Here is a 21832-nt window from a genome sequence, read left to right as displayed (position 1 = left end):
CTACACTGTATCTAATAGTAACTAAGTATCAATAAGAAGAGGAATAAACATGAATAGATTTCTTTGGGTTCTGCAAATAGTCCTGGGGCTTTACTGGGTAGCAATTGGAATTACCCACTTTATTTTGCCGGCTGGCTTGCCAGCTGCGATGGCTTGGATGTATGAGCTAAGTCCAGAGCTTCACTTGATTTCTGGCACATTAGAAATCCTGGGTGGTCTTGGCCTGCTGATTCCTGGATTCATCAAGCGATTTGCCTTTTTGGTTCCATTGGCAGCTCTCGGTCTGGTGTTTGTTATGTTCGGCGCCATGATTTGGCACACACAGCACGGTAGTTTCGCAACCACCGGTCCTCTAAACATTGCTCTAGTTCTAACCCTGTCCTTCATCGTCTGGGGTCGCTGGAAGCGCGCCCCTCTTGGGGTGAAGGCAGGCGCTAGCTAATAGTCAAAACAACAGGAACGTGATCGCTCGGGAGCTCTCCCTTGCGCTCATCCCGCTCAATCGTGGCGGCGGTGATGCGCTCGGTGAGAGCTTCTGAGGTGAGCATGAAGTCGATTCTCATCCCGTTGTTCTTTGGGAAACACAGCTCCTTGTAGTCCCAGTAGGTATAGGCATTAGGGACAAGCTCACGGACCTTGTCGGTAAGCCCAACTTGCTCAAATGCATCGAAGGCATCACGCTCGGGCTGAGAAACATGAGTCTCGAACATGCTTAGGTCATAGACATCTTCATCTAGCGGAGCAACGTTGAAATCTCCCACCACTGCAATCTCGAGGCTGGGGTCCATTTCAAGCTGCTCGGCCATTGTCGCTGCAAGGCGGTCTAGGAATTCAAGCTTGTATTGCATGTGGGGGTCATCAAGTTCGCGGCCATTTGGAACGTAGATTGACCAGACTCGGACGCCATTGAAGGTTGCTCCAAGGGCTCTGGCTTCTTGGACATCTTTGAATTCGGGCTGCTGATAAAAGGAAGTTTCAATATCCTCTGGAACCAGGTCTTCGCGGTAAGCAAAGGCCACACCGTTCCACTGGTTTAGCCCGTGAGCCAAGACCTTGTAGCCGATTGCCTCGAATGCTTCATAGGGAAACTGCTCTGGTTTGCACTTAATTTCCTGCATTGCAAGCACGTCAACCTTGGTGCGTTGAAGGAATTCGACAATGCGACCTTGCCGTGCTCGAGCGGAGTTTACGTTCCAGGTGGCGATTTGCATCTCTAAACTCTAACTATGAGCTTTGATTCAAGTAACAAGCCACGTCTAGTTGAGCTGATAAAAGACCTTGCCATTGTCCACGGCAAAGTAACCCTGTCTTCTGGACTTGAGGCCGATTACTACGTTGATCTAAGAAGAGCAACTCTCCACCACGAGGCCTCACCTTTGATTGGCAAGGTGATGCTGGAACTTCTAGAGGCAAATAGCTTCGGCAACATCGATGCCGTTGGCGGCCTCACAATGGGCGCCGACCCCGTTGCAACCGCTCTACTTCATCAGGCGGCAGCCAGAGGTATTGAGCTAGACGCCTTTGTTGTCCGCAAGCAAGCCAAGGCCCACGGCATGGCCCGGCAGGTTGAGGGTCCAAGTGTCGAGGGGAAAAGAGTAATTGTTTTGGAGGACACTTCCACCACCGGAGGCTCACCTTTGACTGCAGCTGAGGCATTGATTGCAGCGGGGGCGACGGTGGTGGCTGTCGCAACGGTAGTGGATCGTGATACTGGAGCACGCCAGGCAATCGAGGCGGCGGGGTATCCTTATCTAACAGCAATCACGCTCGGTGATCTCGGTCTGTAGAAGAAGGTGGAAGTGCAGCGTCGCGTTGCGCCCTTTGTCCTAACCCAACTTGCAAACTTTATGAGTGTGACCGCGGGTTCGATGGTGTTTATTGCCATTCCTTGGATAGCGCTTGAAATCAGTGGTTCAGCGGCTCAAGCCGGCTTAGTTGTATCTCTAACAGCAATACCAGGCTTAGTTGTCATACCTGTCATCGGTTCGATTATCGATAAGTACGGCAGAAAACGAGTGGCCGTATGGGCTGAGCTAATCACCGGAGCACTCACGCTGCTGCTGCCTTTGGTTGCTAGCCTGTGGGAGCTAACAATCGCTTGGCTCATAGTGCTTGCGACTCTCAAAAACGTTCTCGCGGCAGCGGGGCCCACCGCAAGAAAGTCTCTGGTTCCAGACATCGCAGTCCCTGCCCGGATGACACTTGACCGCGCTAATTCAATACACGAGGGTGTCTTTGCGACCGGCTTTGCTTTCGGTCCTGCCCTAGCAACTTTCTGTATTGCTGTAATCGGGTCAGCTGAAACTTTCATAGTGGTCGCCGCCTTTGCATTAGCAAGCGGCTTGACCGCGTCGTTCGTGAGAGTTGTTGAACAGCACGAGCCAAACGATGCAAGTGAGAAAGAGCCTTTTTATCGCTATGCGTTGCAAGGCTTCAAGATTTTGTTTGCCACCCCTTCTGTTTTGGTGATGATGGTGGCGATTTCGATTTTGGCTGTTATTTATCTACCAACCGAGATGGTGGTTTTGCCAGCCTATTACAGCTCACTCGGTGACCCAGCGGGCCTAGGTCTGCTGATTTCCGCCATGGCGGCAGCATCGATTGTCGGAGCACTGTTCTTCGAACAGATTCATAAGTTCTTGAGCTACTCAACTATTTTGAGAATCGGCATCCTCGGTGTTCCGCTGGCGATGCTGCCGATGAGCCAACTCCCAGCTCAGTGGGCCATGTTTGTTGGGGCGTTGGTTTTGGGTCTGGCCTGGGGCCCGCTGTTGCCGCTTCTAAACACCGTTATTCAGCGCAAAATCCCCGCCAACAAGCGCGGCCGAGTGTTTGCTCTTGAAATGGCAATTTGGAATGCCGGACCACTTATTTCAATGGTGGCGGTCGGCTCGGCCGTTGATGGATTCGGGATTCGGCCCACATACACCGTGTTGGCTGTAACAGTTTTGATAGCCGGTCTGCTTGTGTCATTCAATCGACACATCAAGTCGATAGATGCCCGGGAAGAAATTCCTATAGCAGGTTAGCCACCGAATCCATGATTTCGGTTGGGCGGAACGGATACCTAGCTATTTCTGCGTCATCCGAGATACCTGTTCTCACAAGAATGGTGTGAAGACCAGCCTCAATACCTGCAACAACGTCGGTGTCCATGCGGTCACCGATCATTGCCGTAGTTTCTGAGTGAGCACCAATTTTTCGCATTGCAGATCGGAACATCATTGGGTTTGGCTTGCCAACAATGTATGGGTCCTTGCCGGTAGCTCTAGTTAAAAGGGCAGCAACCGAGCCGGTTGCTAGTAGAACACCGTCTTTGCTTGGGCCAGTCGCATCCGGGTTGGTAGCGATGAACTTCGAGCCTGCGTTTATGAATCTGGCGGCCTTGGTCAAGCTGTCAAAGCTCAGGTTTCGAGTCTCGCCGAGGACCACGTATTCGGGCTTGGACTCGGTGAGAACATAACCGATTTCGTGCATTGCGGTGATCAGTCCGTTTTCACCAATTACGTAGGCGGTGCTTTTTGGTGACTGGTGGTTTAGAAAATCAGCGGTTGCCATTGCGGAGGTGTAAATCAAGCTTTCTGGAACGTTCAATCCGCCTGATTTCAGGCGAATCGAAAGATCATGAGGCGTGTAGATCGAGTTATTAGTCAGGACCAAGAATTTAGTCTCGGCCTCCAACCACTTTTTTATTAGCTCCGGGGCCCCCGGGATCGCCTTACCTTCGTGCCAAAGCACACCATCCATGTCGGTAAGCCAGCTAATAATTTCAGATCGTTCTCTCATAAGTACAACCATAGCTTTAGGCTTTAGCCCGTGAGTGATGAAAACGTGACCGGAACCCAAGAGCAGCCAACTTGGGGAGTCGGACCTTGGCCAGGCAAGCTACCCGGTCCTACCCACCCGGACTTCGAAAAGTTTGATCTAGAGCTACTTCAAAACGGCGATACCAGAAACGTGGTGGACGAATATCGATATTGGACCATGCGCGCAATCGTTGCTGACCTTGATACCAAGCGCCATCCGTATCACGTTGCAATTGAGAACTGGCAGCACGATCTGAACATCGGTTCGATTGTGAGAACCGCCAACGCTTTTCTAGCAAAAGAAGTTCACATAGTAGGCAATAAACGCTGGAATCGTCGCGGCGCGATGGTTACGGATCGCTACCAGCACGTTAGGCATGTCCCCACCATCGAGGAGTTGGTGGCTTGGGCAGAAACAGGAGCAGCTAACGGAGGCAAGTTACCGATTATTGCAATCGATAATGTTCCAGGCTGCAAGCAGCTTGAGAATGTGAAGCTGCCTGCCGAGTGCCTATTCTTGTTTGGTCAAGAAGGCCCGGGGCTCAGTCAATTAGCGCTCGATGCAGCCGACATGGTTTTGGAAATTACCCAGTTTGGTTCGACTAGGTCGATAAACGCTTCAGCTGCGGCCTCAATAACCATGCACACCTGGGTGATGCAGCACGTTTTTGGGTAGACTTGAAAAAGGGCCGATAACCCGAATCTCCCCCTAAATTTTTTAGAAAGGGGCCTTCTATGCCTGCAGTAGTTCTCGTTGGAGCCCAATGGGGCGACGAAGGTAAAGGTAAGGCCACCGACTTACTTGGCAGCCGCGTTGATTACGTGGTTCGCTACCAAGGTGGCAATAACGCTGGCCACACCGTAGTTATCGGTGACAAGAAGTTCGCGCTGCACCTTTTACCTTCTGGAATCCTTACCCCCGCCTGCACGCCAGTAATTGGCAACGGCGTGGTCATTGATCTAGAGGTTTTGTTCAAGGAGATTGACGGCCTAATCGAAAAGGGAGTCGACACCTCGAAGTTGTTGATTTCAGCAAATGCCCACATCATCACGCCATATCACGTCACCGTCGACAAGGTTTCAGAGCGCTTCTTAGGCAAACGAGCCATTGGAACAACCGGTCGCGGCATTGGCCCGACCTATGCTGACAAGATGGGCAGGTTGGGCATCAGGGTTCAGGATCTTTTTGACCCAAGCATTCTGCTTCAGAAGGTCGAAGCAGCTTTGGCTCAGAAAAATGAGCTACTTGTAAAAATCTACAATCGCGCTGCAGTAAAGCCCGAGGACGTTGTTGAGCACATGCTGACCTTCGCCGAGCGCTTGCGCCCAATGGTCGCTGACACTTCTCTGGTTTTGAACCAGGCAATCGATAAGGGCCAGACTGTTTTGCTCGAGGGCGGACAGGGAACACTGTTGGATGTGGATCACGGAACCTATCCTTTTGTGACTTCCTCGAACCCAACAGCCGGTGGAGCAACTACCGGCAGCGGTATTGGTCCTACAAAAATCAGCGGTGTCATTGGCATCCTGAAGGCCTACACAACCAGAGTTGGCGCAGGCCCGTTCCCAACCGAGCTATTCGATGACATGGGTGAATTCCTAAGAACCGTTGGGCACGAAGTTGGTGTGACCACCGGTCGCGACAGGCGTTGCGGCTGGTTCGATGCTCCGATTGCTCGCTATGCAACCAGGGTGAACGGCCTTACGGATATCTTTTTGACCAAGCTTGATGTCCTAACCGGCCTCAAGGAAATTCCTGTGTGTGTCGCGTATGACGTTGATGGAACCAGGGTTGAAGAGGTCCCTGTTTCACAAACCGATTTCCACCACGCAAAGCCGATTTATGAAATGTTCCCGGGTTGGGATCAGGACATTACCGGCGTAAAGAACTTCGATGACCTTCCAAAAAACGCCAAGGATTATGTCTTGGCTCTGGAAGAGATGTCTGGCACGAGAATCAGCGCAATTGGTGTTGGGCCAGATCGAGATGCGACTCTGGTCCGTCACGACATGCTTGGTTAGCCAGCAGCCTAAATAATCAAGCACCTCTTTAAAAGCCTGTTGCAAAGACACTTCTTGGGAGCAGCTTTCACCCGCGATCAGGCTTGCAAGAGGGTCACATTAGCGCCGTAGCGCCTTCGTTCTTTTGCTATGTCAGATGAGGACTTTGCGGTGGCCTTGCGTTGTTGTGTCTTATTCGCGCGATACCAAAATTAGCAACTAGGCCAAGGAATACAACGATTTCCACAATTCCTCGTTTTTCAGTTCAAAACTGACCCAATTGGAAGACAATATTAAAGATGAGTGAACCGACACCTGAAGAGCTGGAGAAGATCCCCTATCCGGATGAAGCCTTCAACACTTGGGGTGCTGCGGCTATTGGTGTTGACCCACTTCTTGCTAGCTTCACTTCCAGGCCCTATCAGGCTGTGCGTCCTCACGTTCCCTTTTACCGCTTTTTGTCCTACCCAGATATCTTGGACATGCGAAAAGCCGGTTACGAGATGGAGCGGTTCGAGCCAATCTTTGATCGGCTAGAAGAGGTTCGCTATCGCGAAGCACTCCAGCTAAGCGACATGCTCCACTACCCAAACCCGATGACGCCTTGGAACCCAAGACGAGCTAGAGAAATAGAGCTTGATGTCAGGGCGCAAATTCACGAGCACGGTCTCGGGGACATGCCAGCGGTCATCAAGCGCTGCTTGGCAAAGGCCTTTCCTGGCGACACCATCAGCTATTTGAGCGTTGATTTGCTGACCATTTTTTACTGGGCCACGATTGCCGAGCTGGCCGATGACCTTGCCTGGCGGTCAGAGGCACTCAGGTGGAAGGCCGCCTACCTTAGGTTCCCGCTTCACACCCTCGACTAGCCTGAGTTCCTAGGGACTTATAGATAGGGACTAACCATGGCACTAATGAAGCGCGCGCTAAATTCATACTTTGACAAAATAGAGCCTGTTTTGCTGGTCCTGGGCTTTTCCTTTCTTGCCGTCTACGCATATCAAGTGCTGGCTCAGCCAGCTGGCACCGCATACGATGCGCTGAGTATCATTCAGGCTTTGATCTACGCCTTCTTCGTTCTGGATTTAATCTTGCGTCTTATTGGAGCCGGCAAAGATCTGCTAACCCTTGCCGGGTTTATGCGGTTTGTGAAACGGAACTGGCTGGCAATTGCCGCCGCAATCCTGCCAGCATTTAGGGCATTCCGGGTCTTTGGCGTGCTGCTTGTCATACGTGGATTTGCGCCGTTTTTCAGAACCAGAGCATCAAAGGTTGGCCTTGTGGTCGCGGTTAGCTTGCCTTTGACTCTTTTCACCGCAGCAGTCGCTGCCTTAGAGGCCGAGCGCGGGGTTGCTGGCTCGAACATAAATACCTTCGGTGACGCCATTTGGTGGTCAATAGCATCGGTCACGACCGTGGGCTACGGGGATAAGTTTCCGATTACCCCGGATGGGCGGTTTATCGCAAGCCTTTTGATGGTGGTTGGAATCGCCTTATTTTCCGCGCTCACAGCACTCATGGCAGCGTGGGTGATGGGAGAGCGTAGGTTAGAGCTCGAGAGAGAAAGGCAAAATAATGAGTAATTGGACACTGAAGCTGCCAGGCAATGAGCACAAACTAAGCACCGAAGAACTCAAAACATGGGCAAGCGCCGGAAAAATTACAGGCGATTCGATCGTCGTCGATGCAAATGGGGAGCATTGGAATGCCAAGCAGATTCCGGGAGTATTTTCGAAAAGAGAATGGCTAATCGCTCTTGTGTTGTCGGTGATAGTCGGAACGCTCGGCGTTGATCGTTTTTATATTGGCAAAATCGGCACTGGAATCTTGAAGCTAATCACGTTTGGTGGTCTGGGTGTCTGGACAATCATCGACATCATTTTGATTGCGGTCAAAAAGCTAGACGATAAAGAAGGATTCAAGCTGGCCTAACAAAAAGGCATTGTTAGCTTTTTTACCGCGGGCATGTCGGGAGCCGCCCAATCTAGACCAGATAATTCCGTTTCTTTCAGCCAGCGAATTTCGGAGTGGTCGCTGGATCCAGTTGGCTTTGGGCTCACTAGAACCGCGCTAAAGCAAACAAGGTCTATTGCAATATCGTCGACAATTGTGGTCGACCGATCAAAGATACGCAGTGGTTTGATTTCAATCGCAAGTTCTTCTCTTAGCTCGCGAATCAAGGCATCTTCGAGCGATTCGTTTTCTAGAGGCTTACCCCCGGGAAACTCCCATTTGCCGGCAGCATCTTTCCAGTCACCGCGCTTGGCACAAAGCAAGAGACCTTCAGAATCCTGAATGATCCCCGCCACCACCGTTATTGCCATGAGGCAAGATTAGCGCGGCAGGTTTGCCTCAATAGCCTCGATAATTTCTTCGGCGTCCGGTTTGGTTTGAGGCCTAAAGCGCATGATGTTGCCATCTGGCGCCACTAAGAACTTTTCAAAGTTCCACACCACTGGACCGGCAAGACCCATCCCGTCTTTTGTTTTGACTAACTCTTTGTAGAGCGGGTGGCGCTTGCGACCATTCACGTCGGCCTTTTCAAGCATCGGGAAGGTAATGCCCCAGGTTGTGGAGCAGTATTCAGAGATGTCTTCGCTGTTTTTAAGTTCTTGCATAAAAGACCCAGATGGAACGCCTAAGACAGTGAAGCCCCGTGAGGAATACTTTTTCTGCATAGCCTCTAGAGTTTCGTACTGCGGAGCAAGTCCGCATCTAGAGGCAACGTTTACCACCATTAGGAGTTGCCCCTGGTAGTCGGAAAGCTCTTTGGTTGTGCCATCGAGCATCGTGAGAGTTTGATTAGTAAGCATGTCAACCAACAACAGCGCTGCGGGCAAACTAATTTCATGATCGCTACTTGCTTGTGGGGCCGGTTAGCTAGTGCCGCCTTGCGGCATGACCGTTACCCCCCCCTGTTTACTCGAACTAGTCGAGGACATCATGCAGCGCGGAATAACTCGCATCTGGGTATTTACAGCGTGGTGGTGAATCGGCTGGCACCTTCTGATTGGCCGGACTATGAGCCAGAAGCTGTAAGCACTCTCGTTATCGCAAGCCTCATCCCGAGCACGATAAAGCCCAAAACAATAAAGGCAGCAGCAATAACCGCAATGTAGGTGAGCATGCCAACCACGCCACCCTCACTACCTGGGTTTATAAACCAGTAGGGCCACCAGCCATCACTTAGCCCACGAATAATTGACAGACCCAGCCATGCAAGTGGGTAGATAACCACCCAAAGCGCTTTGCGTAACTTTGGTCTTGGGCCTTTGAGTGAGAACAAGTAATCGACCACAATCAGAACCGGCGCATAGGTGTGGATTATCGCGTTCGGAACCCTTGGCCAGTCATAGCCAATGTCTCTTGGGTCAAGAGCTGAATCACCAAGTAGTGCATGGTAGACAACCCCGACAATGATCATTGAGACAACTGCAATCAGGCGAATTACGTTCAAGCGCTCAGATTCACTCTTGCCTCGAAGTAACACCAGGCCGCTAACTAACAGCACCAAGCCGGCGAAGATGGCCGAGGTAATAGAGAAGTATGCAAAGTACTCGGTTGGCCGAAATAAATCGACCCGAATCCTGTCAGCAACCTGCCAGATCACGCTGCCAACCAGCGCAAGACCAAGCAAGGTTCTTAGAGCCCCAAACACACCTTTAGTTAGCATTTCAAGAACCTATCGCTACTTAGCCAAGAAGCCGATTACCAACTCAACAAATTTTGCTGGCTTTTCCTCGTTGGGAAGGTGGCCGGAGTCAGTCACAATCTCAAGGGTTGATCCTAAAAGCTCGCTAGAAAGCTTCACTGAGTCAGCGGTTGCAACGATTTCATCGTTGTCACCGGTGATGATCAGGGTTTCAACATTTAGTTCACCGAGCCGGTCAACTAGATCAAGGGATCGCGGGGCCTTATTGAACTCCCAGAACGCTCGCTCCCAACCAATCACAGCTAACGGAGCGGTGTAGTTGTCCCTGACCTTTTCAGTGATCAAGTCTTTGTTGTAATAGCTCTGATCCAAAATCTGCAAACCGCTAGTGGCAATAGAAGAAACTGCCAACGGCCCCAAATGGTTTAGTTGTGGAATATTAAAAACCCAGTTCAACCACTCCGGAGCACCACCAGACCCATAAATAGCCGGCGCCTCAAGAATCAATCGGTCAACTTTGTTTGGGTTATCCAGTGCATATCCCAAAGCCAGAGATCCGCCAGCGCTGTGACCCAGGACAACTACTTTTTTCTGGTCACCATATTTTTCAACAACCTGATCCAAAACCTGCAGCTGCCCGGCTGAGGAGTATGGGTTTACGTCTCCAATTTTGGTGGGCCTTTCGGTGAAACCGAAAGCTGCCCGGTCGTAGGCAACCACAAAGCCAACTGCACTTAGTGGCTCTAAAACGTCCTGCCAAGTAAGGGCGCTAGCACCAAAGCCGTGGAGCAGCACGATGAGGGTGTCGGATGCTGGATCGCCTTTAGTAACCAGGTGAACGCTGTGATCTGCAATGTCGACAAACTGCGATTCCCCGTCCCAACTAAGAGCCGCAGCCTCTTTGTTGGTGAGAGTTCCGGAGGTCTCTACCGGAATCGCAAAGGGTCCAATGAGAACCACCGCTGCAATGACGCTGAGGATTACCTTGGTGCGAGTTTTCATGAGAGAAGCAAACCACAAAACCCCAAGGACAGTATCTTGTCAGTAAGTGGTTACGCTTGCAGTCTTAGCTGGGTTAGCATCTAAGCAAGACCAAAGGAGATCAATTGTCAAAGACCCACGCCCTCATCGTCAGTGCACCAGGTGCAGCATTTGAAAAAGCAGAAATGCCAGTCAGAGAGCTAACTGCCGATTCAGTTGCCATCAACATCAAGTACTCAGGTATCTGTCACTCAGATATCCACCAGGCAAGAGATGAGTGGTTCGAGGGCATCTTCCCAATGGTTCCGGGTCACGAAATTGTCGGTGAAGTAACGGCCGTTGGCGACGCAGTCACCAAGTTCAAGGTTGGCGACCGAGTAGGCGTTGGAACCTTCGTTGATTCCTGTGGGACCTGTGAGCCTTGCAAGCTAGGCATGGAGAACTACTGCCGAATCGGCAACGTTCAGACCTACAACGGCCGTCACTATGACGGCGAAGAGTCTTATGGCGGTTATGCCAAAGACGTCGTTGTCAAAGAGACCTTTGTTCTAAGGGTTCCAGAAAATCTTGATTACGCAGCAACTGCTCCTTTGCTTTGCGCCGGAATAACCGTCTACTCACCACTGAAGCACTGGAAAGTAGGACCTGGTATGAAGGTCGCGATCATGGGCCTAGGTGGCCTTGGCCACATGGCAGTGAAGTTTGCTGCAGCCATGGGAGCCGAGACTTATGTTCTTGGTCACAGCCTGTCTAAGGTGCAGGATGCAAAAGAGTTCGGTGCCAAGGATTACCTTATGACCACCGAGATCTTCGAAACCCACAAAGACTTCTTCGACGTGATCCTAAACACCACCAGCACCGATCTTGATCTTGATTCTTTGCTTGGCATGTTGAAAGTTGGAGGAACATTTGTGACCGTTGGGATTTCCCCAAATAAGCAGGAGTTCCATGCATTTAGCGTGGTTACCGGACTGCGCTCAATTGCGGGAGCGAATACAGGCAGCATTGCCGCCACCCAAGACATGCTTGATTTCTGTGGTGAGCACAACATTGTTTCAACCATCGAGATGGTTGATGCCAGCGATCCAAAAACCATTGATGATGCTTATGCTCGAGTGGTGGATAGCGACATTCGCTATCGTTTTGTGATTGATGCGAGCACCATCTGACCCGCACTTAGGAGCCACTAGATGAAGCAGCAAAGACTTGGCAACAAAGACTTGGCAACAAAGAGGTTTCAGCCATCGGCTTAGGCTGCATGAATGTTTCGTGGATCTTCACAAATGGCGCAGCCCTTGATCCGGTCCGGAGACTCGAATCGGCAATTCCTGCAATCCACGCTGGCCTAGATGCGGGCATTACCCTGCTGGACACAGCCGATATTTATGCTCCAACCTGGGACGATATTGGTCACAACGAAGTCTTTGTTGCCGAGGCGCTCAGAACATGGTCCGGCACTAAGGAGCAAAAGGACAAAGTTCTCATTGCCACTAAAGGTGGCATCACCAGAAGTGAAGGCGAAGTCTGGGGTCGAAACGGAAGCCTTGATCATTTCTTGCGTGCAGCAGAAGCCTCGGCATTTCGACTCGGGGTTGAGCAGCTAGATCTTTGGCAGCACCACCGGCAAGATCCAAACATTGACTTCGAGACCCAGTTTGAAAATGTAATGGTCCTAAAAGACCGCGGGCTAGCCAAGCAGGTCGGTGTCTCAAACTATGACGCTAAGCAGCTTCTAAAGGCGATTGAAATAGGCGGGACACCAGATCAAGGTGGCCTGGTGTCAATTCAAAATGAATTCAGCCCCCGCTACCGCCACGATCTGGATGTTCTGGAGATCTGCGAAGAATATGGGATTGCATTCTTTCCTTGGTCACCGCTGGGTGGAGTAAATACAAAGGCAGCTATTTCCGAATCGAGCGCATTTGATGAAATGGGACGCAAGTATTCAGTCTCGCCCTATGCAATTGCTCTTGCCTGGGAGATGAAGACCTCTTCATCGGTGCTACCCATACCGGGAGCAACAAGGGCAGAGAGCATTCTGGATTGCATCACCGCGACAGAAATAGAGCTTTCGAATGCTGACTTTGATTATCTAAACCAGAACTTGCCAGCCCAGGCTGTTGTTTCTAATGAGCTAACTCCGAAACCTAGTCACCGCGCTTAGCCGCCAAGCCCACTAGCGAACGAAGCTCCCAGTAAACAGTCGGCGTTGTCGGTTAGGCTCGTTATAGAGCGAGAGGGACCAAAGTGACATTAATCTGGCTGGGAGTTATCGCAGCACTGGTAGTTATAGAGCTAGTTACCTATGGCTTGTATTTCGCGGCTCTTGCCGCAGCGGCCCTAGTTCCGCTGGTGCTTTCTCTTCTTGGTCTTGATATCTGGGTTCAGGCGCTGGGCTTTCTGGCCGCCGCCATTGTGGCACTGGTATTCGTTAGGCCGGTAATCACAAAGCTTCAGGGCGAGAAGCCAGAAACAATGACGAATGCTGCCGCAATGGTTGGCAAAGACGCATTTGTCCTCGAAGAAGTAAGCCAAGTCGCCGGTTACGTGAAAATTCAGGGAGAAACCTGGGGCGCAAGGACTGGTTCGGGCATCAAAGAGGTTGGATCCAAAGTAGTCATCGAAAAAATCGATGGCGTGACGTTGATAGTGAGTTGAAATGATAGATATTCTAAATTCCTTTGATTTTGGGAGCTTGGTAACCGCAGTTGTGCTGATTGTTATCGCACTGCTCTTGATCCGATCGATTCGAATCATTCCTCAGGCAACTGCCGGGGTTGTTGAGCGCTTAGGCCGCTTCCATAAAGTTCTAAATGCTGGTGTGAACCTGGTCTTTCCTTTCATCGACGTTATTAGAAGAACAATTGACCTCCGCGAACAAGTCGTTGATTTCAAGCCGCAGTCGGTTATTACCGAGGACAACCTTGTTGTTTCAATCGACACCGTTATCTACTACCAGGTGACCGATTCAAAGTCCGCCACCTATGAGATCAACAACTTTGTCCTGGGTATCGAACAGCTGACCGTCACAACGCTGCGTAACGTGGTGGGAAGTCTTGATTTAGAAAGTGCTCTGACATCCAGAGACACTATTAATAAAGCGCTAAGAACCGTTCTGGACGAAGCCACTGGTAAGTGGGGAGTTCGCGTGAACCGGGTTGAAATCAGGGACATCGTTCCACCGGAGTCAGTTCGTGACTCCATGGAGAAGCAGATGAAGGCAGAGCGAGAAAAGCGCGCTTCAATTTTGCTTGCCGAAGGAACTAAGCAAGCATCAATCTTGACCGCTGAGGGAAATAAGCAAGCGGACATCTTGCGCGCTGAAGGTAGTGCCAAGGCAATGGTCCTAAACGCCCGTGCTGACGCCGAATCTCAAGCACTGGTTGCTGACGGTGAATCCCAAGCAATTCAAAAGGTCTTCGATGCCTTAGCGGCTGCGTCAGTCACGGACCAGGCTCTTGCCTACAAATACATTGACCAACTCAAGGAGTTGGCACAGGGCGATTCCAATAAGGTCTGGTTTATCCCAACTGAGCTCTCTGCAGCAGCAGCAAGCTTGGCAAGGACATTCGGGCCAAAAGCGTAATCGTCAATTCCTTGCTGCAGGCGGCGAAACTAATAATCGAGGGCCTTCGGGACTCGGTTAGGCGAGCTAAGCATTTTGGTTTGTTTCGATCTCCTAAGAACCTGATTCAAGCAAAAGCCGAACTGCAAAAAGACATTCACCTGATTGAACGCGCTTTAGCGCTGCCAGAACCAAGGAGGCCTTTTGGTAATGCTCCTGTGAAGCGCGTTGAGGACATAATCGCCAATTACGGGGATCAACTAGGAAAGAACCTTTTGTCCCAGGCAAAGACTGTCTTAGACAATCGAAATTCTTGGAACGACAAGGGACTAAGGCCAAAGCAAATAACTTTGCCAGCGGCAACTGGGGTTGAAAAGTTCCTTGTTTCTAGGCGCTCGGTTCGAGCGTTCGGGTCTGATAAGCAGATAAGTGATGCAGAGCTGGAGCGAGTAATTTCACTTGCTGTTCAAGCCCCTAGCGTTTCAAACACTCAGAGCTGGAGCGTTAGGGCCTATCGAGATTCCCAAGACATAACTGACATTTTGAAGCTTCAAAATGGAAACGTTGGTAATTCTCCTATTCCGGTGTTGCTTTTAGTCACGGTGGACATTAGAAACTTCACCGGATCGAATGAGCGAAGCCAGATGTGGATTGACGGTGGCATTTTCTTGCAGCAGCTACTGCTGTCAATTCAGGCCTTAGGTTGGGCAAGCTGCCCAATGAATTTCTCTTCCACCAACACTCAAGCCAACAAGCTTCGGAAGCTTGCAGATATCGCAGACTACGAAGAGATCATTTGCTTTGTGTCAGTGGGCGAAGAAGACCGGGACATCATCCCGGCGCCATCTATTAGGAAACCAGTTCAAGAGGTTCTTCGAATTGAGAAGCTGAAGAATTAGCTAGTTCGCTAGGGACCTGCCAAAAAACTCCGCTAATACGCTGGCATAGCGATCGGTCTCTGTAAGCATGCCCTCGGTGTGATCGGCGTTTGCAAAGCTCTCTAATTCAATGTCAGCGCCCACCGATTTTGCGTAGTCATAAAAGTCCACTGAGCTTTGGTAGGGAAGTCTCTGGTCAATTTCTCCGTGCAGGATGAGCATTGGCCTAGTTCCTGCCGAATCAATGCCTTCTTTAACTGAAGTTTCTGAAAGGTTAGTGCCGTGGAAAAGCCGCGCGGAAATGAGTGCAAACTGCCATAGGAATCCAGGGAAACCCTGGAACTCAACCTCTTGAGTGGCAGCGGCATTGAAGTCAAAGATCGTGCCCTCCATCGCGAAGGCTGAAACATTGGTTGATTTTGCTGGAAGCAGCGAGGTGGCAATAGCTCCCCCAGAAACACCAAACATTCCTATGTTTGCAGCCGAGAGGCCCTTATTGGCGATCAGCCAATCGGCAACCACTGCAAAGTCGCTGGATTCTTCTTGACCAGCGGAGTGACGACCATCTACGCAGGTGGATTCGCCGGTGTCTCTTTGATCAACCAACAGCACGTTGAAGCCGTTTTTCACAAGCATTGCAGTTGGTAACAGGGTGTTGAAGTCTTGTTTGGAAGTGCCGATTCCGTGGGTCACCATCACGGTCTTGTTTGAGTCGGGGTTCTTGGCGTCTATCCACCAGGCAGCTAGCTCCACCTGGTCGGCAACCGGAATTCTCACCGAATCGTATGGGTAATCCTGTAGCCACCAACTACTTAGGTCATAGCCAACCCACTTTTCCCAACCAGGTCCTGGGTAGGGGCCTTCTCCAGAAGGAGCAGTGAAGAACTGCTCTGGAAAGTTGTTCACATCGTCCGCGTTCACGGCGCAGGCAACTTCAGTGCCAGAGGTGTACACGTAGTTACCAACTGCCAGTGCGCCACCTGCAACAACAACAATAAGTGCGGTGGTCGTGATTCCAATTACACGCTTTAGTCCCATGGGTTGAGATTATCAGCAGCTGCTTTCAGCATTGAGTCTTTGCAATCATCTGATTCTGGTATCGAAAGCTCGTGGCCAAGAAAGTTACGATGTTTACTGTTTGGTCTTAGAGAACACCCTGTTAGTCGGTAGCATAAGAGATGAAAGATTTAGAGGATAAGAGTGACTATTACTACTGGCGAAGATGGGCACTGGCGCAGGTCGGGTGAAAATATCCGCATTGCCCGTGAAGCAGCTGGGATCAGCGTTCGCGAACTAGCCAGAAGAATTGAAGTTTCAGCGTCACATGTTTCTCAGGTCGAGAGAGGCTTAGCCTCCTTCAGCGTTCCAACTCTTTATCGAGTTGCTCAGGAACTTGGTATCTCGATGGACAGTCTCTTTGAAGACCCCGGCAAGCCAAAGGCTTCGGTTGACTTTGCAGAGGAACAACGTGCGGCAGCCGGAGAGGTTTCCCTTGAGGAAGCCGGTGTCATTCAGCGGGTTGAATCAAGGCCAAAGCTCGATCTAACTTCTGGCCTGACCTGGGAGCGGCTAACTGGCAGGGTCGAAACAAACGCAGAATTTATCGAGGTTGTCTACGAACCTTCTGTTCACGCCTCCAATCCTCCAAGCGAGGTTGTTAGGCATGTCGGTAGGGAGTACGGGATCATCATTTCCGGTGAGCTGACTATTCAAGTCGGCCTGAGTATTTCGGTTCTAACCGAGGGGGACTCAGTGGCTTTTGATTGCAGTATCCCGCATCGTTTCTGGAACGCAACCGATAAGCAAGTAAGAGCGATTTGGTTTATTTCGGAACAGGGTGGCGCTTCGGACGCCAGTGCCGCCGAGGCAATGGAAGCCCGCCACATTTATTAGCCCTTTGGTTTTTGCTTAAAAACACCTGAGTTGGTTTTTGCTTAAAAACACCTGAGTCCCTAGTGTTCTCCCAGAGATAACAATTTAGTCACATAATGGTCTCTATTTAACATTGTGTTCTCTCCTTGTTTACACTTGTGAACAAGTTCGAATACCCAGAAAAAGGCAAAGGAGCCGAATCTATGACCTCACCTGTCATTGAGGCTAGAAACATAGTGAAGAGTTTTGGGGGAGTAAGGGCAGTTGACGATGTATCGGTCAGCGTTATGCCTGGAGAAATTCACGCCGTAATCGGAGAGAATGGCGCTGGAAAATCCACCTTGATGCGTATCCTTGCCGGTGTTGAGACACCAGACAGTGGCTCCGTCCGCATTGACGGTAAAGAAATTGAGAACAGTGCCAAGGCTTCCATTGATGCCGGTATTTCACTCGTTCACCAGGAACTAAGTCTTATTCCAGAAATGACCGTTGCCGAGAACATTATGCTCGGCGCTTTTCCCACCAACGGTGGTTGGACCAAGACCAAAGAGATGAAAAAGATTGCCGCCGACACTTTGAAAGAAATCGGTGTCGAGGTTGATCTAGATGAGCGCATCTCAAGGCTTTCAGTAGCACTTCGTCAGTTTGTTGAGATAGCCCGAGCAGTAGCTAGAAAGCCAAAGGTTCTGATTCTCGACGAGCCAACCGCAACTTTGACTCCTGCCGAAACTGATTACCTATTGAGCATGCTTCAGCGCCTTGCGTCCCAGGGTCTTGCAATCATCTACATCTCTCACCGCATCCCCGAGGTCTTCAAGATCTGTAACAAGGTCACAATTCTTCGAGATGGCAAGTTGGTAACAAACGATTCAATCGGCGATCTAACCCCTGACAAAGTTATTGACCAGATGGTTGGACGTGAGCTGCATCTAGACCTAACCCAGCGCAGGCCAGCACGCGAGTTGGGCGAGCTAGTCCTAAGCGCAAAGGGCATCAAGGCTCCAAAGGTAAACGGCATCGACTTAGAGGTAAGCAAGGGCCAGATTGTTGGCCTAGGCGGGCTCGTTGGCGCAGGAAGAACCGAGTTACTTAGAGCAATCATCGGAGCGGACCCAAGAAGCGCGGGTCGCGTGACCATTACCTCAAATGGTAAAAAGCGCGTTATTACTGGCTACCTGTCTGCGATCAAGGCTGGAGTGGCCTATGTTCCTGAAGAGCGCAGAACCGATGGCCTGGCGCTGACCATGACTGTTGCCGAGAACATCTTCCTTCCAAACCGCAAAGAGATCTCACCAACCGGTGTTATGCCCAAGGGCAAGATTTCTGCCTTCGCCAAGGTTCTTTCGGAAAAGGTAAATCTTCGTCCGCCAGAGGTAACCCGCGAAGCCGGACAGTACTCGGGTGGAAACCAGCAGAAGATTGTTATTGCTAAGTGGCTGGGGCGTAAGCCTTCGTTCATCGTTCTGGACGAGCCAACAAGAGGTGTTGATGTTGGTGCCAAGGCCGAGATTCACAAGCTGGTCAAAGAACTAGCAGACAATGGCGCTGCAGTTCTTGTAATCAGCTCCGATCTTCCAGAGCTCCTGGAGCTTTCAGATCTTATTCACGTTGTTCGAGACGGCAAGATTGCCGGGACCCTAACCGGGGCCGAAGCTACCGAAAAGTCAGTTATGTCGCTGGCTGCAGGCGAGAAGTTGGTGGGCGCATAATGGCAAAAGAAACTTTCACAGAGGCAATGGCCGTTGCTAAGGACCCTCAGGATTCCAAGGCCACCAAGCCGAAGACCTCATTTATTGGCTTCATAGCCGACAAGGGCATCTTCGTCTTCACCGGTATTTTGGTTCTTACAGCGGTGCTTTTCGTCGACGGCTTTGCATCATTGCAAAATGTCACAGACGTTTTCCACCGTGCAGCTCCCATCGGGATTGTTGCCTTGGGTATGACCTTTGTGGTTATCACGGGTAACTACCTGGATCTTTCAGTTGTTGCCCAGGCAGCAGCAGCCGGAGTGATTCTGATTGCAGTCAGCAATGCCTACAACCTGATTATTGCTTTCGCAGTGGCTTTCGTAGTAGCGATCATCTTTGCGCTTGCAAACGGCATCGCTGTCGGTTATTTCAAGGCAAACGCTGTGATTGTGACGCTCGCGACCACCTACATCGGCTTAGGTCTCTTGCGGTTGCTATCTGGCGGAAGCCAGGTCTTTGGCCCGGCCGATGGACCAATCGCAACTTTTGGAACCAGCAAGCTCGGCCCCTTCCCTTACTCAGCTGTTGTTCTAGTAGCAGTCACATTGATACTGACCTTCGTACTAACCCGAACGAACTTCGGTTTTCTGATTCGATCGTTCGGCGTGAACAGTAGCGCAACCAGGTTGGCGGGAACCAACACCGGCTTGATAGTTATCGGGGCCTTCATGGTTACCTCAATGGCTGCCATGTTCGCTGGTTTTGTGCTTGCTGCGTTCTCAAATACTGCCGTTTCAAACATGGCAACAGGTTTTGACTTCCAAGCGCTCGCGGCAATCATCGTTGGTGGAACCAGCGTGTTTGGCGGCAAGGGCAGTGTCCCTAGAACGCTGCTAGGTGTCGTGTTCGTGAGCATTCTGTCTAATGTCTTGGTGCTAGTTCAGGTTAGTTATGGGTTCCAGCAGGTAGCGATTGGGTCCTTGATTGTGCTCGCAGTCACTGTGGACGCACTCGGCAGAAGGGTGTCCAAGAAATGACCAATCAAACCGTAATTAAGGTCGGCTCAACGGCCACAGGCTTCTGGGGCAAGTCCAGAACTTTGTTGGCCAGGCGCACTGAAGGTCGCGCGGTCGTATTGTTTGCGATTATCGCAACGTTCGTTACCGTCTCCCAGCCTCTAGTTTTCACCGCGTACCAGGTAACACTTGGAAGAATCGCACTTATCGGTCTTGTGGCCCTGGGCCTAACAGCCGTGATTCTGATGGGCGAACTGGACCTTAGCGTTGCTAGCACTCTGGCTGTTTCCGGTGTAATTGCCGTCACGGTGGCAAACCAGACCAACATGGCAATTGGAGTTCTGGCTGCACTGGCCGCCGGTGTCGTCGTTTCGCTTATCAATGCTTTCTTCGTAGCGATTGTTGGAATCAATTCATTCATTGCAACCCTTGGAATGCTTTTTGCGCTCCGAGGAATGGCCTTTGTTATTGCTGATGAGGCGCCCGTGAAGCTTCAGAACACCGACTTGGGAATCGCCTTCGGTCAGCCGCTTCTCGGGCCTCTGACTCCTCGAATCATGATCTTCTTCCTGATCTTCATTGCAATCCAGATTTTTGTTTCTCGCGTCAAGGCAGGTCGAGAGTTCTTGGCTGTTGGTGGTAACCGACAGGCTGCCTACGATGCTGGAATCCCAGTCAAGCGAAGAATCTTCACCGGTTTCATTATTTCCGGTGTCGTAGCTTCAATCGCTGGAATTATCAACGCTGTTGAGCGAACCAGCGCCGATCCAACCTCAGGCTCCACCGTTTTGCTTGCCAGCTTCGCTGCGGCAATCATCGGTGGTAACTACCTGAAGGGTGGAAAGGGTTCGATTATTGGAACCCTAATTGGTGCCGCGTCACTTGGAATGCTCCAGGTTGCGCTAACTATCTCAGGCGTTCAGATTCCGATTCAGGAAATCTTCATCGGTGGCATCTTGCTTATTGCTGTCATCACCGACCCGAGCAGCCTGCGAGCTGTTTGGGGCTCGCTAAGCACCACGTTCCAAGGAATAAAGAATTCTCTAGCCAAATAGGCCAGAGAAAAAAAGATCGGCGCCGTCGATCGTGAAATCAAGTGAAGAAAGAGGCAACTATGAGAAAATCTCGTCTAGTACTCGCTCCAGCAGTGATGCTGGCCGCGGCCGCTTTGGTTCTATCTGGCTGCGCAGCAGCCGAAGAAGAGACAACCACAGACGCAGGTAGCACAACCGATTCAACTGAAGAAGTAGCGGAGACCTACGAGGTTTACGCATTGCTTCCTCAGGGTTCAGACCAGGCATACGGTACCTTCTACGTTCCAGCAATGGAAGCAGCAGCAGCCGAGCTAGGTATTAACCTGACCATCACCAACTCACAGTACGACGGTGACAAGCAAGCTTCTGAGTGTGAAATTGCCGTTGCAGCAAAGCCAGACGGAATTATCCTTTGGCCAGCTGTTGGTGACTCTGTTCGTCCATGTCTAGAGGCAGCTGCAGCTGCAGATATTCCTGTAACCGTAACCAACTCTGACCTATTCGACGCTGACAAGGCTCTATCATTCGGTTACTCAGGACCAGACACTTATGGCCAGGGCGTATCTTCAGCCGAGATCATGTGTGAGCTTGTTGGAGACACCCCAGTAAACATCATTCAGCTAAACGGTGCACCTGGTAACGCAACTGCTATCGACCGCGACAATGGTTTCACTGACACCGTTGCAGCTAACTGCCCTAACGTAACCATCTTGCAGGAAGAGTCAACTGACTGGACCAAGGCTACTGCTCAGCAGGTTGCCTCAGAGATGATCACTGCTCAGGGTATCGACAACATCGGCGGCATCTATGCAGCTGACGACTCAATCGCAGCTGGTGCAATCGCAGCTCTAGAGGCACGTGGCGTAGTCGCAGCTGACTACTTCATCACCTCAATCGGTAACACCTTCCTAGGTAACCCACTTGTTATTGCAGGCAGCCTAGACGGAACCGTATTCCAGTCATCCTCATGGGATGGCGACAACGCGACTCGTTTGATGTATGCAGTACTAACCGGCGAGATTGCTGCTGGAGAGCGTGAAGTTAGATTCATGCCTTCTGTAAAGGTAACCGCTGGCAACGCATCTGACGCTGACGTAGCGCCAGAGTGGTAAACACTAGCCACAAATAGTTCCAAAAACTAAGTAGTTGCAAACCCAAACCGGGCGGGGTCTTGAAAAAGACCTCACCCGGTAAGGGTGCAGCAACAGAGCAGCTTAATAAGCACCGAATAACGAGTTTCGAAGAGCACAGAAGCACCAATGCCCCATAAGTTTTTATCCCATTTCACAAAAGCAGTAATTTTAATTGGAGATTTACATGAGCGACACCGCGTTCGAAC

General features: G+C 50.9%; 25 protein-coding genes. 18 read left to right on the top strand and 7 right to left on the bottom strand.

The window, feature by feature from the left end; translation table 11 throughout:
- The first annotated feature begins 49 nt into the window (after positions 1 to 49).
- Positions 50 to 442, top strand: coding sequence for a DoxX family protein (locus tag IMCC13023_RS06940; protein WP_007540327.1), 393 nt, complete (start codon positions 50 to 52; stop codon positions 440 to 442).
- Here IMCC13023_RS06940 and IMCC13023_RS01015 read toward each other — a convergent pair.
- Positions 435 to 1211 (bottom strand): exodeoxyribonuclease III, encoded by a 777-nt coding sequence (locus tag IMCC13023_RS01015; RefSeq protein ID WP_007540326.1) that lies wholly within the window; start codon positions 1209 to 1211, stop codon positions 435 to 437. The two genes, IMCC13023_RS06940 and IMCC13023_RS01015, sit on opposite strands and share 8 nt — an antisense overlap.
- A gap of 15 nt (positions 1212 to 1226) precedes the next feature.
- Between IMCC13023_RS01015 and pyrE the strand changes: the two genes are divergently transcribed.
- Both pyrE and IMCC13023_RS01005 read left to right on the top strand, forming a co-directional pair.
- On the top strand, positions 1227 to 1787 hold the full coding sequence (gene pyrE / locus IMCC13023_RS01010) for an orotate phosphoribosyltransferase (RefSeq protein ID WP_007540325.1): 561 nt from the start codon (positions 1227 to 1229) through the stop codon (positions 1785 to 1787).
- Between the two features lie 12 nt (positions 1788 to 1799).
- Entirely contained in the window at positions 1800 to 3029 is a 1230-nt protein-coding gene (locus IMCC13023_RS01005; RefSeq protein ID WP_157775948.1) for an MFS transporter, read from the top strand.
- Here IMCC13023_RS01005 and IMCC13023_RS01000 read toward each other — a convergent pair.
- Entirely contained in the window at positions 3016 to 3786 is a 771-nt protein-coding gene (locus IMCC13023_RS01000) for an HAD-IIA family hydrolase (RefSeq protein WP_007540323.1), read from the bottom strand. The genes IMCC13023_RS01005 and IMCC13023_RS01000 overlap by 14 nt on opposite strands.
- Before the next feature lie 30 nt (positions 3787 to 3816).
- On the opposite strand from IMCC13023_RS01000, the gene IMCC13023_RS00995 reads away from it, so the two are divergent.
- The 5 genes from IMCC13023_RS00995 (at position 3817) to IMCC13023_RS06935 (ending at position 7739) form a co-directional block, all read left to right on the top strand.
- Positions 3817 to 4482, top strand: a complete 666-nt coding sequence (locus IMCC13023_RS00995; protein WP_007540322.1) for a TrmH family RNA methyltransferase — start codon at positions 3817 to 3819, stop codon at positions 4480 to 4482.
- A gap of 59 nt (positions 4483 to 4541) precedes the next feature.
- Positions 4542 to 5828: an adenylosuccinate synthase gene (locus IMCC13023_RS00990; protein WP_007540320.1), complete on the top strand. Its 1287-nt coding sequence runs from the start codon at positions 4542 to 4544 to the stop codon at positions 5826 to 5828.
- A 278-nt stretch (positions 5829 to 6106) separates the two neighbouring features.
- Entirely contained in the window at positions 6107 to 6676 is a 570-nt protein-coding gene (locus IMCC13023_RS00985; RefSeq protein ID WP_007540319.1) for a hypothetical protein, read from the top strand.
- A gap of 36 nt (positions 6677 to 6712) precedes the next feature.
- A complete protein-coding gene (locus IMCC13023_RS00980) occupies positions 6713 to 7390 on the top strand; it encodes a potassium channel family protein (RefSeq protein WP_040324758.1) in 678 nt (225 codons plus the stop codon).
- Positions 7383 to 7739 carry a TM2 domain-containing protein gene (locus IMCC13023_RS06935; protein ID WP_007540314.1) on the top strand — a complete coding sequence of 119 codons (357 nt, stop codon included), beginning with the start codon at positions 7383 to 7385 and terminating at the stop codon, positions 7737 to 7739. Before IMCC13023_RS00980 ends, IMCC13023_RS06935 begins: the two co-directional genes overlap by 8 nt.
- On the opposite strand, the gene IMCC13023_RS00970 is transcribed toward IMCC13023_RS06935, so the two are convergent.
- From IMCC13023_RS00970 to IMCC13023_RS00955, 4 genes are all read right to left on the bottom strand, one after another.
- Entirely contained in the window at positions 7736 to 8131 is a 396-nt protein-coding gene (locus IMCC13023_RS00970) for a (deoxy)nucleoside triphosphate pyrophosphohydrolase (RefSeq protein ID WP_007540312.1), read from the bottom strand. The two genes, IMCC13023_RS06935 and IMCC13023_RS00970, sit on opposite strands and share 4 nt — an antisense overlap.
- A 9-nt stretch (positions 8132 to 8140) precedes the next feature.
- Positions 8141 to 8620 carry a glutathione peroxidase gene (locus IMCC13023_RS00965; RefSeq protein WP_040324914.1) on the bottom strand — a complete coding sequence of 160 codons (480 nt, stop codon included), beginning with the start codon at positions 8618 to 8620 and terminating at the stop codon, positions 8141 to 8143.
- A 206-nt stretch (positions 8621 to 8826) separates the two neighbouring features.
- Positions 8827 to 9480 (bottom strand): Pr6Pr family membrane protein, encoded by a 654-nt coding sequence (locus IMCC13023_RS00960; protein WP_007540308.1) that lies wholly within the window; start codon positions 9478 to 9480, stop codon positions 8827 to 8829.
- 15 nt (positions 9481 to 9495) lie between these two features.
- Complete coding sequence (locus IMCC13023_RS00955; protein ID WP_007540307.1) at positions 9496 to 10461, bottom strand: alpha/beta fold hydrolase; 966 nt, start codon at positions 10459 to 10461, stop codon at positions 9496 to 9498.
- Between the two features lie 104 nt (positions 10462 to 10565).
- Between IMCC13023_RS00955 and IMCC13023_RS00950 the strand changes: the two genes are divergently transcribed.
- The 5 genes from IMCC13023_RS00950 to IMCC13023_RS00930 all read left to right on the top strand — a co-directional run bounded on the left by IMCC13023_RS00950 (position 10566) and on the right by IMCC13023_RS00930 (position 14904).
- A complete protein-coding gene (locus IMCC13023_RS00950) occupies positions 10566 to 11609 on the top strand; it encodes an NAD(P)-dependent alcohol dehydrogenase (protein ID WP_007540304.1) in 1044 nt (347 codons plus the stop codon).
- An 89-nt stretch (positions 11610 to 11698) separates the two neighbouring features.
- Entirely contained in the window at positions 11699 to 12604 is a 906-nt protein-coding gene (locus IMCC13023_RS00945; protein ID WP_007540302.1) for an aldo/keto reductase, read from the top strand.
- A gap of 83 nt (positions 12605 to 12687) precedes the next feature.
- On the top strand, positions 12688 to 13098 hold the full coding sequence (locus IMCC13023_RS00940; RefSeq protein WP_007540299.1) for an NfeD family protein: 411 nt from the start codon (positions 12688 to 12690) through the stop codon (positions 13096 to 13098).
- Between the two features lies 1 nt (position 13099).
- Positions 13100 to 14026 (top strand): SPFH domain-containing protein, encoded by a 927-nt coding sequence (locus IMCC13023_RS00935; protein WP_007540297.1) that lies wholly within the window; start codon positions 13100 to 13102, stop codon positions 14024 to 14026.
- An 11-nt stretch (positions 14027 to 14037) separates the two neighbouring features.
- Complete coding sequence (locus tag IMCC13023_RS00930; protein WP_007540295.1) at positions 14038 to 14904, top strand: nitroreductase family protein; 867 nt, start codon at positions 14038 to 14040, stop codon at positions 14902 to 14904.
- Here the strand turns inward: IMCC13023_RS00930 and IMCC13023_RS00925 are convergent, their stop codons facing one another.
- Positions 14905 to 15921, bottom strand: coding sequence for an alpha/beta hydrolase (locus IMCC13023_RS00925; protein WP_007540292.1), 1017 nt, complete (start codon positions 15919 to 15921; stop codon positions 14905 to 14907).
- A gap of 162 nt (positions 15922 to 16083) precedes the next feature.
- Between IMCC13023_RS00925 and IMCC13023_RS00920 the strand changes: the two genes are divergently transcribed.
- From IMCC13023_RS00920 to IMCC13023_RS00900, 5 genes are all read left to right on the top strand, one after another.
- Entirely contained in the window at positions 16084 to 16776 is a 693-nt protein-coding gene (locus IMCC13023_RS00920) for a helix-turn-helix domain-containing protein (protein ID WP_007540290.1), read from the top strand.
- A gap of 182 nt (positions 16777 to 16958) precedes the next feature.
- A complete protein-coding gene (locus IMCC13023_RS00915) occupies positions 16959 to 18464 on the top strand; it encodes a sugar ABC transporter ATP-binding protein (RefSeq protein WP_040324757.1) in 1506 nt (501 codons plus the stop codon).
- Positions 18464 to 19480: an ABC transporter permease gene (locus IMCC13023_RS00910; protein ID WP_007540285.1), complete on the top strand. Its 1017-nt coding sequence runs from the start codon at positions 18464 to 18466 to the stop codon at positions 19478 to 19480. Before IMCC13023_RS00915 ends, IMCC13023_RS00910 begins: the two co-directional genes overlap by 1 nt.
- Positions 19477 to 20514: an ABC transporter permease gene (locus tag IMCC13023_RS00905; RefSeq protein WP_007540283.1), complete on the top strand. Its 1038-nt coding sequence runs from the start codon at positions 19477 to 19479 to the stop codon at positions 20512 to 20514. The genes IMCC13023_RS00910 and IMCC13023_RS00905 overlap by 4 nt, the downstream gene beginning before the upstream one ends.
- 59 nt (positions 20515 to 20573) lie before the next feature.
- Positions 20574 to 21605, top strand: a complete 1032-nt coding sequence (locus IMCC13023_RS00900) for a sugar ABC transporter substrate-binding protein (protein ID WP_040324756.1) — start codon at positions 20574 to 20576, stop codon at positions 21603 to 21605.
- The last annotated feature ends 227 nt before the right edge of the window (positions 21606 to 21832 follow it).

Origin of the sequence: Candidatus Aquiluna sp. IMCC13023 (genome assembly GCF_000257665.1) — a bacterium.
Lineage (GTDB): Bacteria > Actinomycetota > Actinomycetes > Actinomycetales > Microbacteriaceae > Aquiluna.
The sequence above is the reverse complement of the archived record's forward strand: the minus strand, read 5'-3'. Positions and strand labels throughout refer to the sequence as shown.